The organism is Arthrobacter sp. M71 S08 (genome assembly GCF_059089725.1).
Genome location: NZ_JBNHEY010000006.1, coordinates 72,899 through 88,383 on the forward strand (window position 1 = coordinate 72,899; position 15,485 = coordinate 88,383).

Here is a 15,485-nt window from a genome sequence, read left to right on the forward strand (position 1 = left end):
ACCTCCAGCCCACAAAAGACCCAACCAGCGCACAGATCGAACAAGGGACACAGGACGTGGCAGCACCGCAGAATTACTTGGCCGTCATCAAGGTCGTCGGCATCGGCGGCGGTGGCGTGAACGCCGTCAATCGAATGATCGAGGTTGGCCTGCGCGGCGTTGAGTTCATCGCCATCAACACAGACGCGCAGGCACTGCTCATGAGCGATGCCGATGTGAAGCTCGACGTCGGCCGTGAGCTCACCCGCGGTCTGGGCGCCGGCGCAGACCCGGAAGTTGGGCGCAAGGCCGCCGAGGACCACGCAGAGGAGATCGAGGAAGTCCTTCGCGGGGCAGACATGGTCTTCGTCACGGCAGGTGAGGGCGGTGGCACAGGCACCGGCGGAGCGCCCGTAGTAGCGCGAATTGCCCGCTCGCTCGGCGCGTTGACCATCGGCGTTGTAACCCGGCCGTTCACCTTCGAGGGCCGCCGTCGTTCCAACCAGGCGGAGACCGGCATCGACACGCTTCGCGATGAGGTCGATACCCTCATCGTGATCCCGAACGATCGCCTCCTGTCCATCAGTGACCGCAACGTATCAATGCTTGACGCGTTCCGTTCGGCGGATCAGGTGCTTCTCTCGGGTGTCCAGGGCATCACCGACCTCATCACCACTCCGGGCCTGATCAACCTCGACTTCGCTGATGTGAAGTCCGTGATGCAGGGCGCAGGTTCGGCCCTGATGGGAATCGGATCCGCCCGTGGCGAGGACCGCGCGGTCAAGGCGGCCGAATTGGCCATCGCCTCACCGCTTCTTGAAGCCTCCATTGACGGCGCCCATGGCGTGCTGCTCTCCATCCAGGGCGGTTCCGATCTCGGACTGTTCGAGATCAACGAGGCTGCCCGCTTGGTCCAGGAGGTTGCGCACCCCGAGGCAAACATCATCTTCGGCGCCGTGATCGATGATGCACTGGGAGACGAGGCTCGGGTTACGGTCATCGCAGCGGGTTTTGACCAGGTGGATGCCACCTCGCAGCCGGCAGCGCCGGCCGCCAAGCCGGCATCCGCACCGGCCATTGGTCGCGAACATGCTCAGGCACCGCAGGCGGTTGCCGCCGGAGCCGGTTACGGGTCCTGGTCGCAGCACTCGTCGAACGGCCGGGGTAACGACGTTCCCGGTGACGCCGGATTCGACGTTGACCTCCCGGCGGTCGTCGAGCCCGATTACTCGACCGGGCGCTCCGATGATCTGGACGTTCCCGATTTCCTGAAGTAAGCGGTGTTCTTCTGGACATCGCCTGTAGCGCCCGGCATCCGGGTCGCCTTTACCGACCGTGGTGCGGGAAACCTCGCTCCACGGGTCGGAGGCGACCCGGGTGCCGCCGCTCGTTCCAGGCAGGTACTGGAGGCCGAACTCGGGATCGGAACAGGCGCGCTTCATTTCATGAACCAGACCCACTCCACGGTTGTCGCTGAGGCCCTCGCCGGGCATACTTCGGAGGCTGACGCGCTTGTCAGCCCCACCGGCACTGACGCACTTGCCGTCCTTGTAGCCGACTGCGTCCCGGTGGTGCTGGTCGGTTCGACTGCGCGCGATGCATTCGTCACGGCGGTGATTCACGCCGGTCGCAAGGGGGTTGAAGGCAACATCGCGGGCCGTACCGTTGATGAGCTGCGGCAGCGCGGGGCTGAGTCGATCTCGGCCTGGATAGGTCCGTCGGTGTGCGGCGGGTGCTATGAGGTACCTGAACAAATGCGCGACGAGGTCGCTCGTGTTGTGCCGCTGACCTCCAGCCGCACTCGATGGGGAACGCCTGCCCTCGACCTTCCGGCGGGCGTCCGTGGACAGCTCCAATCGGTGGGGGTGAGGGTGCAGGATCTTGGGACGGTCAGCACGCTGTGCACCCTCGAGAATGAAAGCCTGTTTTCGCATCGGGCCGTCGGGCAGGGTCGCCCGGTGGGGCGTTTGGCCGGGTTGGTGTGGCACTGTGGCTGACGGCAGACGCTCGGAAATCGAGTCCAATCTACGGCGAGTCAACGATCGCATCGATCGTGCGATGGCGGCATGCGGTCGCACCGACCGGCCGACCCTCATTGTAGTGACGAAGTATTTCCCGCCATCGGATGTGGCGTTGCTCTCCGAGCTGGGAGTGCGCGACGTCGGCGAGAACCGGGACCAGGAAGCCGCTGCCAAAGCGGAGGAAATCTCCGACCCGGAATTGCGTTGGCACTTCATTGGCCAACTCCAGACCAACAAGGCCCGGTCGGTCGCCGGTTACGCGCATTCGGTCCACTCCGTCGACCGTACGTCACTGGTGAACGCGCTTCAGAAGGCCATGGTGCGGCGTGCCCAGGATGCCGGGTTGGCGGGGGAGGAGGGCGCGGTCGTCCGCCCGGCCCCACTGGATTGCTATGTGCAGGTGAACCTGTCGGTCGACGAACCCGGTCGCGGTGGAGCCCACCCTTCCGACGTGCTTGAGGTCGCGACAGGGATTGACGACGCCGGCCACCTCCGGTTGGCGGGAGTAATGGCTGTCGCGCCGCTCGGCGGTGACCCCCGTGAGGCGTTCGGCCGCCTGGCTGACATTTCGGCCGACGTCGTCGCCCGCTTCCCCGGTGCCACGGGAATATCCGCAGGGATGAGCGGTGACCTTGAACACGCAATCGAGGCCGGTGCGACACACCTGCGCGTCGGTTCAGATGTTCTCGGTGCTCGCCCTCCCGTGGGGTAGCGTCGACGCTGTAACCGCGGGCGTCAAGGGGCGTCCTGGACCATCTTGCCCGATGGGTGCATGACGAAGGAATGACAGGAGCTACCATGGCTGGCGCACTGCGCAAGACAATGATCTACCTTGGGCTCGCCGACGGTGATGAGCACTACGAGCCTGAGCCCAAGACATCTCACAGCAGGAATGAGGACTACTCCGTGGACTACGACCGTGACGAGCGCCATGTCGAGGCTGCGCCGGTGGTGAAGGCGGCTCCCGAGGAGTACCGCGCCCCGGTTACCCCCATCAAGCGCGCCCAGTCCTCACGCGAGGACGCTTCGTCGCTGCGCCAGATCACCACGGTGCACCCGCGGTCCTACAATGACGCCAAGATCATCGGAGAAAGCTTCCGCGATGGTATTCCTGTCATCATGAACGTCACAGACATGGGCGAGGCTGACGCGAAGCGGCTCGTGGATTTTTCGGCAGGACTCGTCTTCGGCCTCCATGGTTCGATCGAGCGCGTTACCAACAAGGTGTTCCTGTTGTCCCCCTCCTACATCGAGGTCCTCGGGGAAGACCAAAAGGCCAGCGATGGCCAGGCGAGTTTCTTCAATCAAAGCTGACGCGGTTTACTGGTACTGGTAACTATTCCGTTCATGCCAGAGGACTGTGACTGACACGTGAGCTTGGTCTTCGCCCTGCTTTACCTGGTGCTGATGCTGTTCCAGCTCGCGCTGATCATCCGTATCGTCTATGACGCCGTCCAGATGTTTGCCCGCAACTGGCGTCCCCGCAGGCTGGCACTTGTTCTTGCCTCCATGGTGTACGCGGTCACGGACCCGCCCATCCGGTTGTTCCGTCGGCTGGTTCCGCCTCTTCGTCTGGGCGGCGTGTCGCTCGACATGGCGTTCATCGTGGTGTTTCTTGGGGCCACAATTCTCAAGACCATCGCGGGCTCGTTGGCAGTGGCTTGATCCGGTTAGTTTTCGGGACCTAAAAGATATACGCTGACTCACATATTGTGTGAAGCAGGGGGTCAGCCTCCACAAGCACGTCCACAATTCAGTACCGTTGTCAGGTCTGCTCGACAGGCGGCTTCGACTAAATCCACTATGAGGTGACCAGATGGCCCTGACGCCAGAAGATGTTGTCAACAAGCGGTTTCAGCCCACTAAGTTTCGAGAGGGCTACGACCAGGACGAGGTAGACGATTTCCTCGACGAGATCGTCGTCGAACTGCGCCGCCTGAACCAGGAAAACGACGACCTTCGCCGCCAGCTTTCGGAAGTTTCCACGGGCACGGCGCAGAACGCTGCTGTCCCGGCTCCCGTTGCCGCCAGCACCAAGACCGAAGAGGTCCGCGAGGAAGAGAAGCCCGAGGAGCCCAAGATTGAAGCGCCGAAGGCAGAAGAGCGCCCTGCTCCCCAGCCGGCTGCTGCAGCTGCTCCGGTTCAGCAAAGCGCCACCGCTGAGTCGGCTGCCGGCGTTCTCGCCATGGCACAGAAGCTTCACGATGAGTACGTCAATGCCGGTGTTGAGCAGCGTGACAAGATCATCGCCGAGGCGCAGATCGAAGCCAGCGGCCTCGTCAATGAAGCCCAGGACAAGAGCCGGAAGATTCTCGGTGCCCTTGAGCAGCAGAAGTCAGTCCTCGAGCGCAAGGTGGAACAGCTTCGCAGCTTCGAGCGCGACTACCGTTCACGCCTCAAGGCATACATCGAGGGACAGCTGCGCGACCTCGATTCCCGTGGTTCCGTCGCAACAGAAACTGCTGACGTCTAAGCAGCAGCCAACGTTTCATAGAGGCCAGTCGCCGGTTTATCCGGCGGCTGGCCTCTGCCGTACTCTGGATGTGAGCCCGCGTCCACCGCCGCCTCCGGCGCGTACAACCGAAAGCACCATGACCGAGCATCCTCCCGCCTCAGGCCCCGATTCAGGCCGTACGCACCGCAAGCACGGCAAACGGATCGGAGCACGATACGCGCTGCTCCTGATTGTTTTCGCGCTCGTCGCTTACATCATCGACCAGCTCACCAAGATCTGGGTTGTCTCCACCATGGTGGAGGGCCAGGTCACCGACGTGCTGCCACCTGTTCTGAGCTGGCACTTCATCCGCAATTCGGGCGCGGCGTTCTCCATCGGCACCGAAATCACCTGGGTCTTTACGATCATCCAGGCGCTTGTCTCCATTGCCATAATCACCCAAATTCGAAAGGTCGCCTCCAAAGGCTGGGCTATCGCGCTCGGGCTGGTTCTGGGCGGCGCCCTCGGCAACCTCACCGACAGGCTGTTCCGCGAACCCACCTTCGGTCAGGGGCATGTCGTCGACTTCATAGCCCTGCCGAACTTCGCTATTTTCAATATCGCTGACACCGCCGTCGTGAGCGGCGTCATTCTTATCTGCCTGCTTACCCTTCGTGGCATCGGCCTGGACGGACGGCGCAGCAATGAGGAGCAGGAGCACGAAAGCGGCACCGAGGTGGTCGATGACGAACGCGCCTAGTACCTACGACATTCCGGAATCGGCGGCAGGTCAGCGCATAGATGCCGTCCTGGCAGCCTTGATGGGAACCTCCCGCTCCGCAGTGGCGGCGTGGTGCAGTGCCGGGTACGTCACCATGGACGGTGCGGCCGTGCAGAAGTCTGTCCGCGCGGTGCCGGGGAGCCGGCTCACCGTCGTCGTACCGGATGAACCGGACCCGCTGCAGATCGTGGCGGAGCCTGTTGAGGGGATGGGGATCCTGCTGGATGACGATGACTTCGTAGTCATCGACAAGCCGGTGGGGGTTGCGGCCCACCCGTCGCCGGGGTGGGTTGGTCCTACCGTTGTGGGAGCTCTGGCCGCTGCCGGCTATCGAATTTCCACCTCCGGCGCCCCAGAGCGTGTGGGCATCGTTCACAGGCTCGACGTCGGCACCTCCGGCGCGATGGTGGTAGCGAAGACTGAGCACGCCTACACCGCTCTGAAACAGGCTTTCCGGGAACGTACGGTGGCCAAGCAGTATCACGCCCTGGTTCAGGGCCTGCCGGACCCCCTTGAGGGAACAATAGAGGCACCCATCGGCCGCCATCCCGCGCACGACTGGAAATTCGCCGTGATGGAGGACGGCCGTCCCTCGGTCACCCACTATGCGGTGGAGGAGGCTTTCGGCAAGGCGAGCCTGGTCAAGGTGCGGCTGGAAACCGGCCGGACCCACCAGATCCGCGTCCACTTCTCAGCGCTCCGGCATCCCTGCGCTGGTGACCTCACCTACGGCGCCGATCCCCGGCTCGCAGCCGAACTGGGGCTTACGCGGCAGTGGCTGCACGCCAGCATGCTCTCCTTTGAGCACCCACGCAGCGGCGAGCGGGTCGCCGTTGAAAGCGGGTTCCCCATGGATTTGCAGTATGCCCTTGACGCGCTGACCAACGGGAGGGTCTGAGAACCGACACCCGCCCGGCGTGCCCCGGAACCGTCACCGGTGCTCGCTAGAATGAGTTGGTGGTTTCCTCAGCTCCGTCCTCCTCCTTCGTCCACCTTCACAACCACACCGAGTACTCGATGCTCGATGGCGCTGCCCGCCTGAACGATCTGTTCAGCCATACAACCGAGCTCGGCATGAATGCGCTGGCCACTACGGACCACGGGTTCGTGTTCGGCGCCTTCGACTTCTGGAACAAAGCCCGCAACGCTGGCGTCAAACCGATTGTCGGCGTCGAGGCTTACCTCACGCCGGGGACCGCACGCGCGGACAGGACGCGCGTCCAGTGGGGCGGCGGCGGACGTGACGACGTTTCGGGCGCCGGCGCATACACCCACATGACTCTCTGGTCGGAGACCACCGAGGGCATGCACAACCTCTTCCGGATGTCCTCCCTGGCCTCTCTGGAGGGTTACCTCTACAAGCCGCGTATGGACCGTGACCTGCTGCAGACCTACGGGAAGGGCCTGATCGCAACCACGGGCTGCCCCTCGGGTGAGGTCCAGACAAAGCTGCGGCTCGGTCTGTACCGGGAAGCAGTGCAGGCAGCGTCCGATTTCCGCGACATCTTCGGCCCGGACAACTTCTTCTGCGAGCTCATGGACCACGGGCTCGACATCGAGCGCAATGTCCAGGCGGACCTCATCAAGCTCGCCCGTGAGCTTGGTCTGCCCCTCGTTGCAACCAATGACCTGCACTACACCCATGCGGAAGACGCGAAGGCGCACGCGGCGCTGCTGTGCGTTCAATCGGGTTCCACCATGGCGGATCCCAAGCGGTTCAAGTTCGACGCGGATGAGTTCTACCTCAAATCTCCTGCGGAGATGCGGGCAATCTTCCGCGACTACCCGGACGCTTGTGACAACACGCTTCTCATCGCCGAGCGGTGTGAGGTGGAATTCAACACCAGCGCCAACTACATGCCGAGGTTCCCCGTCCCCGAAGGGGAGAACGAGCAGTCCTGGTTCGTCAAAGAAGTGGAGAAGGGCCTCCACTACCGCTACCCGGGGGGAATTCCGGATGACGTCCGCAAGCAGGCGGACTACGAGGTCGGGGTCATCTCGCAGATGGGCTTCCCCGGGTACTTCCTGGTGGTCGCCGACTTCATCAACTGGGCCAAGAACAACGGCATCCGCGTTGGTCCAGGCCGTGGTTCCGGTGCCGGTTCCATGGCCGCGTACGCCATGCGCATCACGGACCTCGACCCGCTGCGCCACGGCCTGATCTTTGAACGCTTCCTCAACCCGGACCGCGTCTCCATGCCCGACTTCGACGTCGACTTCGATGATCGCCGCCGCGCAGAAGTAATCCGGTACGTGACCGAAAAGTACGGCGATGAACGTGTGGCAATGATCGTCACGTACGGAACGATCAAGGCCAAGCAGGCGCTGAAGGATTCATCCCGCGTCATGGGTTATCCGTTCTCGATGGGGGAGCGGCTTACCAAGGCGATGCCGCCGGACGTCATGGGCAAGGGCATCCAGTTGGCCGATGTCCACAACAAGGAAGCCAAGCGTTACTCGGAGGCCGAGGAGCTCCGGGAGCTGCTGAAGGCCGACGCCGACGCGCAGAAGGTCTTCGAGACCGCCCTTGGCCTTGAGGGCCTGAAACGGCAGTGGGGCGTGCACGCTGCCGGCGTCATCATGTCCTCCGAACCCCTGATCGACATCATCCCGATCATGCGCCGCGACCAGGACGGCCAGATCATCACGCAGTTCGATTACCCGACCTGTGAGGGCCTCGGCCTGATCAAGATGGACTTCCTCGGGCTGCGAAACCTGACGATCATGACCGACGCGCTTGAGAACATCAAGCTCAACCGCGACTTCGAGCTTGACCTGGAGACACTTCCCCTCGAGGACAAGGAGTCCTACGAGCTGCTCGCGCGCGGTGACACGCTGGGCGTTTTCCAGCTCGACGGCGGGCCTATGCGTTCGCTGCTGAAACTCATGCGTCCTGACAACTTCGAGGACATCTCCGCTGTTATTGCGCTCTACCGGCCGGGCCCCATGGGAGCCAATTCGCACACGAACTACGCGCTGCGGAAGACCGGAGTCCAGGAAATCACTCCGATCCACCCGGAGCTTGAGGAACCGCTCGCAGAGATCCTGAACACCACGTACGGCCTGATCGTGTATCAGGAGCAGGTCATGGCCATCGCACAGAAAGTTGCCGGGTACTCGCTGGGTCAGGCAGACATCCTTCGCCGCGCCATGGGCAAGAAGAAGAAGGAGGAGCTGGACAAGCAGTTCGCCGGATTCTCCCAGGGCATGAAGGACAGCGGCTATTCGGACGCCGCGGTCAAGACCCTCTGGGACATCCTCCTGCCCTTCTCGGACTACGCGTTCAACAAAGCGCACTCCGCCGCGTACGGCGTGGTGGCGTACTGGACCGCCTACCTCAAGGCCCACTATCCGTCCGAGTACATGGCGGCCCTGCTCACCAGCGTGGGAGATGACAAGGACAAGCTCGCGCTCTACCTCAACGAGTGCCGGCGTATGGGCATCACGGTGCTGCCGCCTGACGTCAACGAGTCGAGTGTGAACTTCACCCCTGTCGGTACGGACATCCGCTTCGGCATGGGCGCCATTCGAAACGTCGGCGCCAACGTGGTGGCCGCCATGGTGGGTGCCCGCGAAGAGAAGGGTGCTTTCAATTCCTTCTCGGACTTCCTGCAGAAAGTTCCCGCTGTGGTCTGCAACAAACGGACCATTGAGTCGCTCATCAAGGCCGGTGCATTCGACTCGCTGGGACCCCCTCGCCGTGCGCTGGCGATGATCCACGAGGAAGCGGTGGATTCCGTCGTCGTACTGAAACGGAACGAGGCCGCCAACCAGTTCGACCTCTTCAGCGCCTTCGACGATCCGGGTGCCGGGACCGGCCTCTCGGTCGAGGTGCCCGACCTGCCGGAGTGGGCCAAGAAGGACAAGCTCGCTTTCGAACGCGACATGCTTGGACTGTACGTGTCCGACCACCCGCTGCAGGGCCTGGAGGGGCTCCTCAGCCAGCATGCCGACTCGGCGATCACGTCGATCATCGGAGAAGACGGCCCGGCCGACGGCGCGTCGGTGACCATCGCCGGCATGATCACTTCCCTGCAGCGCCGGATCGCCAAGAACAGCGGCAACGCCTACGCCAGGGCAGAGATTGAGGACCTCGGCGGGTCAATGGAGGTCATGTTCTTCGGCCAGGTATACGGGCCTATCGCCTCGGTGCTGGAGGAGGACCTGATCGTGGTGGTCCGCGGACGCCTGCAACGGCGCGACGACGGTACGGTCACGCTGAACGCGCAAGAGCTTTCCGTTCCGGACCTGACCGAGGGCCACTCCGGCCCGGTAGTCATCTCCATGCTCCACCACCGCGCTACCGAGCCCGTTATTCACGAGCTCGGGTCCGTGCTGAGGCAGCACCGGGGGAACTCCGAGGTGCGGCTGCACGTGCGCAAGGAACGGCAGTTGGCAGTGCTCTCGCTGCCGGTCGACCTTCGGGTCAATCCCACACCGGCGCTGTTCGGAGACCTCAAAGTACTGCTCGGACCAACGTGTCTCGATGCGTGATACGAGCAGTTCTGCCCGGTTAGAGTAAATAGATGCAGGAATCAACCGCGGAGCCGGGTACTTATCCGCCACCCGTCTATGCCGGTCCCGCCACCCAGACGCCTGTACCGCCGTCGTCTCTGCTCTGGTGGGCCGCGGCCATGACACTGCTGGGCCCTGTCCTTGGTGTGCTCTGGTGGGTCGCTGCACCTGGCGGAGCACTCTACGGCGACCGCGCCACGGCCGAGACCTGGCTGGTCCGCGATCTGGTGCTGGGCGGTCTGGAACTTGTGGCCGGCGTCGTCGTCGGGTGGCTGCTGGCCAACCGGGTGGACTTCCCCGGGGCGTGGCAACGCGTGTGCGCCGCCGTCGCAGGAAGCGTGTTGGGTTCTGTCCTGGCCGTTGCGGTGGGGCAGGGGCTCGGATCACTGTTCTCGGGTGGAGATACCGAGTTCCCCTTTGTCCTGCGTTCCCTGGGGGTGGCAATGATCTGGCCGGCGGCGGCAGCCTTGGTGGTTTTCCTGTCCTCACTGCTCGCTCTGCTGCTCGTTCGGCAGAAGCCGTAAAACGTTCGGACGTGGAAGTGGGCAGGAGCAAAGGCGGGCGCCGGTAGAATTGCGGCTGTGACTGCTCAGACCGCCCCCGTTTCCTATGACGCCTTCCGCACTATCGATCTTCGCGGAACGCATCTGTCCGCAGCTGAGCTGAGGGCCGCCATGCCGCGGAGCACCACCGCGTCTTTTGATTCCGTCGCCTCGAGCGTCGAAGGCATCATCGCCGACGTCCGCACTCGCGGGTTCGACGCGCTCAGCGACCTAACACAGCGGTTCGATGGTGTTGACCAGATCCATCCGCGGGTTCCGGCGGAAGCGCTGAGTGAAGCTCTCCGGACACTTGCGCCGGACGTACGCGCGGCGCTGGAGGAATCAATTGCCCGTGCTCGGACCTTCGCACTGGCACAGAAGCCCGATGACATTGGCGTCGACATCCGCCCCGGCGCAACACTCACCCAGCGCTGGGTGCCGGTGGGCAGGGTCGGACTCTACGTCCCCGGCGGTCTCGCAGTGCTGGCGTCGTCGGTCATCATGAATGTAGTGCCCGCGCAGGCCGCCGGCGTAGAATCCATCGCACTGGCCTCGCCACCGCACAAGGACTTCGACGGATTGCCCCACCCCGTGATCCTGGCGGCCGCTGAGCTGTTGGGCGTCGACGAGGTGTACGGAATCGGCGGTGCACAGGCCATTGCTTCCTTCGCCTACGGAGTGGCTGGCGACGACGGCCGTGACGCGATCGAGCCGGTGGACGTTGTCACCGGGCCAGGGAACATCTACGTTGCCACGGCGAAGCGGCTGGTCAAGGGCGTCGTCGGTATCGACGCCGAAGCCGGCACCACGGAGATCGCTGTGCTGGCGGATGAGACGGCACAGCCCCGGCTCGTCGCTGCTGACCTCATCAGCCAGGCGGAGCACGACCCGAACGCCGCATCGGTTCTGATTACCCCCTCGGCTGAGCTTGCGGCCGCGGTGCGCGCGGAGCTGTCGGTCCAGGTCGAGTCGACGCGGCACCGCGAGCGCGTGGAGACAGCCCTGGCCGGGCCGCAGTCCGGTACCATCCTGGTGGATGACGTCGATCACGGGATCGCGGTGTGTGACGCGTACGCTGCCGAGCACCTCGAGATCCACACAGCAGCGGCGTCAGCGGTTGCTGCCCGCATACGTAATGCCGGGGCCGTGTTCGTGGGTGATTACAGCCCTGTGAGCCTCGGCGACTACTGCGCGGGCTCCAACCACGTCCTGCCTACTGCCGGCACAGCGGCGTTCGCTTCGGGGCTGAGCGTGTTTACTTTTCTGCGCGCCATGCAGGTCATCGACTACAGTGCCGACGCACTGCGCGAGGTCAGCGAACACGTCGTCCAGCTTGCACAGGCGGAGGACCTGCCTGGACACGGCGATGCAGTGCGTGTCCGCTTCCCCTGAGCATTCCAGTAGATAACCCTGGTTTTCGGCGAGCACTGCGACCACTACATGTAGTAATAACACTGTTGTAGTTTCACTACATCTAGTTCTAGAATGAGTTGGACGGCAAGGCTCCAAGGCCGTCTGTTATCCGATCAAACGGTGAATCGGGCTGAGCTGAGACGAGGTGTGGCATGTACTGTCCGTTCTGCCGCAGTGCCGACTCCCGCGTCGTGGACAGCCGGTTGACCGATGACGGATCAGCGATTCGTCGTCGTCGGCAGTGCCCCGAATGCGGCAAGCGGTTCACGACGGTGGAGACCACCAGCCTGGCGGTCATCAAGCGTTCGGGAGTAGCCGAGCCGTTCAGCAGGAGCAAGGTAATCAGCGGCGTGCGCAAGGCATGTCAGGGCCGTCCGGTCACGGAAGATGACCTGGCCCTTCTGGCGCAGGAAGTCGAGGAGTCGATCCGTGCCAGCGGAGTCGCAGAAATTGATGCCCACGAGGTGGGCCTGGCCATCCTCGGGCCGCTCCAGAAGCTGGACCAGGTAGCCTACCTTCGCTTCGCCAGCGTGTACCAGGGCTTCGACTCCCTTGAGGACTTCGAGAAGGCAATCGAGAAACTCCGCCGCGAAGCGGAGAACGCGGCGGGTAAGGTTCCCGCCGGCACACAACGGCCGCTCACGGCCACCTGATCTCCGGTGGTGGCCGCGGAGGGGAAGCCGCTGCCACCACCGGCACCAACAATGCCCTGTTCTTCAGGCCCCTGGAACGACGGCCGTCTGCGTTACTTCACTTCGATGGGCTGTGCCTCGACGGGCTCGCTCTTGAAGTGAAGCGCCGCCTGCAGTGCTGCTCCCACAATGCCTGCATGGTTCCGCAGCTCTGCAGGGATGATGGGCGTACGCAGCGAGAGGTTGGGCAGGAAGTCCTTGCTGCGCTTGGAAATGCCGCCACCCACAATGAAGAGTTCAGGCGAGAACAGGAACTCGACGTGGGAGAAGTAGCGCTGCAGCTTGACCGAGTACTCCTCCCAGTCCAGCCCGAGTCGTTCGCGGGCAACGGCTGATGCCTGGGTTTCGGCGTCGTGTCCGTCAATTTCAAGGTGCCCGAGCTCCGCATTCGGAACGAGCTTGCCGTCGAAAATGAAGGCCGAACCTATGCCGGTGCCGAGGGTGATCACAAGGACCGTACCGTTGACGCCCTTGCCCGCACCGTACTGGACCTCTGCCAGACCGGCGGCGTCCGCATCATTGATGACGTGTACATCACGGCCAAGGACCCTGGTGAAAAGGGCATCAACGTCGGTGTCGATCCAGCTGTCGTCGACGTTGGCTGCTGAGCGTGCAACACCGTGCTGGATGATCGCCGGGAAGGTCACTCCGATCGGCAGTGACTGCGGCGGCGCACCTTCTCGCGTGGACAGCTCGGCGACGATGTCGGCGACGACGACGGCGACCGCCTCCGGTGTGGCCGGCCGCGGCGTCTCCACACGGAATCGATCGCCCAGAATCACCCCTGCGGCCAGGTCCACAATGCCGCCCTTGATGCCGGTGCCGCCGATATCAATACCGATAACTGTGGAGGGCAGCTTCCTGCCGTCCTTCTTCTTGTCGCTGTTCTTGCCCATGATTCTCCAAGGATCGTTTTCGGGTGTGTTCGGCGCGCATCGAGTGGCGCGCGCAGGTGCTGCTGGGTCTTGCTAGGGGAGCGTCAACACATCGGCGCCGGTCTCGGTCACCACGAGCGTGTGCTCGAACTGGGCGGTGCGCTTGCGGTCCTTGGTCACCACGGTCCAGTCATCGGCCCACATGTCCCACTCGATGGTTCCGAGGGTAAGCATGGGTTCGATGGTGAACACCATTCCGGGTTCGATGATCCGGTTGTAGGCCGGCGCAGCATCGTAGTGCGGAATGATCAGCCCCGTGTGGAAGGCTTCGCCGACTCCGTGACCTGTGAAGTCCCGCACAACACCGTAGCCGAACCTCTTCGCGTAGGACTCAATGGCGCGGCCAATGACGTTTATTTCGCGTCCGGGCGCAACCACCTTGATGGCCCGGTTCAGGGACTCCTGGGTGCGCTCGACCAGCAGCCGCGATTCTTCGTCCACCTCGCCGACCAGGAACGTGTAGTTGGTGTCCCCGTGCACACCGTCAAGGTAGGCGGTGATGTCAATGTTGATGATGTCGCCGTCGGAAAGCACAGTCGAGTCCGGAATTCCGTGACAGATGACCTCATTGAGCGAGGAGCACAGCGACTTCGGGAACCCGCGGTACCCGAGCGTGGACGGGTAGGCCCCCTGGTCGATGATGAACTGGTGCCCGATTGCGTCGAGCTCATCCGTGGTGACGCCCGGCTTGATGTGGCGGCCGACCTCCTGAATGGCCTGTGCTGCAATCCTGCCCGCACGGCGGATGCGCTCGATCGTTTCAGGTGACTTGACCTCAGACCCTTCGAACTTGGCGGGACTCGGCCGGCCCACGTACTCCGGGCGCTGGATCGACGACGGCACCTTGCGGGGAGGGCTGAGGTTCCCCTGCGTGAGCGTGCCAACGGGTGCGGTGGAGGAATGGTGGGGCATACCCTAGATCCTATCGGTGTGGAACCACCGGAGCCGAAAGTGAAAGTAAGACTAAGGAGGGCCGCGATGGTGGAGTACTGGTACAACATTCAAACCCACGAGGTTGAAGAGGACGCACAGTCCGACTGGAGCCAGCTCATTGGTCCATACCCCACACGCGCGGAAGCGGAGCGGGCTTTGGAGAAGGTGCAGGAGCGCAACCGGGCATGGGAGGCGCAGGACGAGGAATAGCGCGCTGCGGACCCCCTGAAAGGGGTGCTGCCTAGAAGCTGTGCTCCGGGCCGGGAAAACTCCCGTCGCGCACCTCGTCGCCGTAAGCACGTGCGGCATTGGCGAGGACGGAGCGGACATCCGCGAACTGTTTGACGAACTTGGCCTGTTTGCCCGAGCGTATACCGGCCATGTCCTGCCACACGAGCACCTGCCCGGTGGTTGCCGAACCCGCCCCGATACCGATGGTCGGCACACTGACCGTACGGTCAACTTCAGCCGCCACGTCGGCGGGCACCATTTCCATCAGCACACAGAAGGCTCCCGCTTCGGTGAGGGCAATGGCGTCGTCGATCACCTGCCGCCTGGCCTCGCCCCTGCCCTGGACCCGGTAGCCGCCCAGTGAATGCTCGCTCTGCGGCGTGAAGCCCACATGAGCCATGACGGGTATACCTGCGCGGACGATGGCGCGCACGGTGTCCGCGTAATGGGCTCCACCCTCCATCTTCACGGCGTGCACGAGTCCTTCCTTCATCAGACGGACAGACGATTCGACGCCCTGCTCAGGAGAAACCTCGTAGCTCCCGAAAGGGAGGTCCGCGACCACAAGCGCGCGGCTCGCCCCCCTCGTTACTGCGCGTGAGAACAGGATCATCTCATCGAGAGTGATCGGCAGCGTGGTGGCGTGGCCCAGTACATTGTTCGCCGCCGAGTCCCCGATAAGCAGCACCTCGATACCGGCTGCATCGAAGATCTCGGCAGCGTACTGGTCGTAGGCAGTGAGCATGGCAAACCGCCGACCCTCGTCCTTCGCGGCCTGCAGATGATGGGTCCGAATTCGGGCCGCCGGCGGGGACGACGGCGTGCTGCCGGGCAGCGATCCGGCGCCGTAGGGGGCTGGGATTTCCGCGGAATTCATGACCACGAGCCTACTTCACGGGTAACGCCGACGTAACACAAGCCCCCCATACTGTATGGCGTGCAGTTCCGGGGACGAGGTTCCCGCGTTGACGTGGCATTGTCAGTAAAGTGAGCAGCGGACTGCGGAGCA

16 protein-coding genes are annotated in these 15,485 nt (G+C 63.4%); 13 read left to right on the forward strand and 3 right to left on the reverse strand.

The genetic code is table 11. The features are described from left to right. The first annotated feature begins 56 nt into the window (after positions 1-56). The 12 genes from ftsZ (at position 57) to nrdR (ending at position 12,338) form a co-directional block, all read left to right on the forward strand. Positions 57-1,256 (forward strand): cell division protein FtsZ, encoded by a 1,200-nt coding sequence (gene ftsZ / locus AC5RTB_RS12865; RefSeq protein ID WP_494061465.1) that lies wholly within the window; start codon positions 57-59, stop codon positions 1,254-1,256. A 3-nt stretch (positions 1,257-1,259) separates the two neighbouring features. Further along, entirely contained in the window at positions 1,260-1,976 is a 717-nt protein-coding gene (locus AC5RTB_RS12870) for a purine nucleoside phosphorylase YfiH/LACC1 family protein (protein WP_494061466.1), read from the forward strand. Then, positions 1,969-2,712: a YggS family pyridoxal phosphate-dependent enzyme gene (locus AC5RTB_RS12875; protein ID WP_494061467.1), complete on the forward strand. Its 744-nt coding sequence runs from the start codon at positions 1,969-1,971 to the stop codon at positions 2,710-2,712. The genes AC5RTB_RS12870 and AC5RTB_RS12875 overlap by 8 nt, the downstream gene beginning before the upstream one ends. A gap of 86 nt (positions 2,713-2,798) precedes the next feature. Then, complete coding sequence (locus AC5RTB_RS12880) at positions 2,799-3,314, forward strand: cell division protein SepF (RefSeq protein ID WP_494061468.1); 516 nt, start codon at positions 2,799-2,801, stop codon at positions 3,312-3,314. Positions 3,315-3,371: 57 nt separating this feature from the next. Then, positions 3,372-3,665, forward strand: coding sequence for a YggT family protein (locus AC5RTB_RS12885; RefSeq protein ID WP_494061469.1), 294 nt, complete (start codon positions 3,372-3,374; stop codon positions 3,663-3,665). 151 nt (positions 3,666-3,816) lie between these two features. Then, positions 3,817-4,473, forward strand: coding sequence for a DivIVA domain-containing protein (locus AC5RTB_RS12890; RefSeq protein WP_494061470.1), 657 nt, complete (start codon positions 3,817-3,819; stop codon positions 4,471-4,473). A 118-nt stretch (positions 4,474-4,591) separates the two neighbouring features. Then, a complete protein-coding gene (gene lspA / locus AC5RTB_RS12895; RefSeq protein ID WP_494061471.1) occupies positions 4,592-5,194 on the forward strand; it encodes a signal peptidase II in 603 nt (200 codons plus the stop codon). Beyond that, on the forward strand, positions 5,178-6,113 hold the full coding sequence (locus AC5RTB_RS12900; RefSeq protein WP_494061472.1) for an RluA family pseudouridine synthase: 936 nt from the start codon (positions 5,178-5,180) through the stop codon (positions 6,111-6,113). The genes lspA and AC5RTB_RS12900 overlap by 17 nt, the downstream gene beginning before the upstream one ends. A gap of 59 nt (positions 6,114-6,172) precedes the next feature. Next, positions 6,173-9,709 carry a DNA polymerase III subunit alpha gene (gene dnaE / locus AC5RTB_RS12905; protein ID WP_494061473.1) on the forward strand — a complete coding sequence of 1,179 codons (3,537 nt, stop codon included), beginning with the start codon at positions 6,173-6,175 and terminating at the stop codon, positions 9,707-9,709. 32 nt (positions 9,710-9,741) lie between these two features. After that, positions 9,742-10,254, forward strand: coding sequence for a hypothetical protein (locus tag AC5RTB_RS12910; RefSeq protein ID WP_494061474.1), 513 nt, complete (start codon positions 9,742-9,744; stop codon positions 10,252-10,254). Positions 10,255-10,311: 57 nt separating this feature from the next. Next, entirely contained in the window at positions 10,312-11,664 is a 1,353-nt protein-coding gene (gene hisD, locus AC5RTB_RS12915; RefSeq protein ID WP_494061475.1) for a histidinol dehydrogenase, read from the forward strand. Positions 11,665-11,837: 173 nt separating this feature from the next. Continuing rightward, entirely contained in the window at positions 11,838-12,338 is a 501-nt protein-coding gene (nrdR, locus tag AC5RTB_RS12920; protein WP_494061476.1) for a transcriptional regulator NrdR, read from the forward strand. A gap of 92 nt (positions 12,339-12,430) precedes the next feature. On the opposite strand, the gene ppgK is transcribed toward nrdR, so the two are convergent. Both ppgK and map read right to left on the reverse strand, forming a co-directional pair. Next, positions 12,431-13,273, reverse strand: coding sequence for a polyphosphate--glucose phosphotransferase (gene ppgK / locus AC5RTB_RS12925; protein ID WP_494061477.1), 843 nt, complete (start codon positions 13,271-13,273; stop codon positions 12,431-12,433). A 72-nt stretch (positions 13,274-13,345) separates the two neighbouring features. Further along, on the reverse strand, positions 13,346-14,224 hold the full coding sequence (map, locus tag AC5RTB_RS12930; RefSeq protein WP_494061478.1) for a type I methionyl aminopeptidase: 879 nt from the start codon (positions 14,222-14,224) through the stop codon (positions 13,346-13,348). 66 nt (positions 14,225-14,290) lie between these two features. On the opposite strand from map, the gene AC5RTB_RS12935 reads away from it, so the two are divergent. Beyond that, on the forward strand, positions 14,291-14,455 hold the full coding sequence (locus AC5RTB_RS12935) for an SPOR domain-containing protein (RefSeq protein WP_494061479.1): 165 nt from the start codon (positions 14,291-14,293) through the stop codon (positions 14,453-14,455). A 31-nt stretch (positions 14,456-14,486) separates the two neighbouring features. Here the strand turns inward: AC5RTB_RS12935 and panB are convergent, their stop codons facing one another. Continuing rightward, on the reverse strand, positions 14,487-15,353 hold the full coding sequence (gene panB / locus AC5RTB_RS12940; protein ID WP_494061480.1) for a 3-methyl-2-oxobutanoate hydroxymethyltransferase: 867 nt from the start codon (positions 15,351-15,353) through the stop codon (positions 14,487-14,489). Between the last annotated feature and the right edge of the window lie 132 nt (positions 15,354-15,485).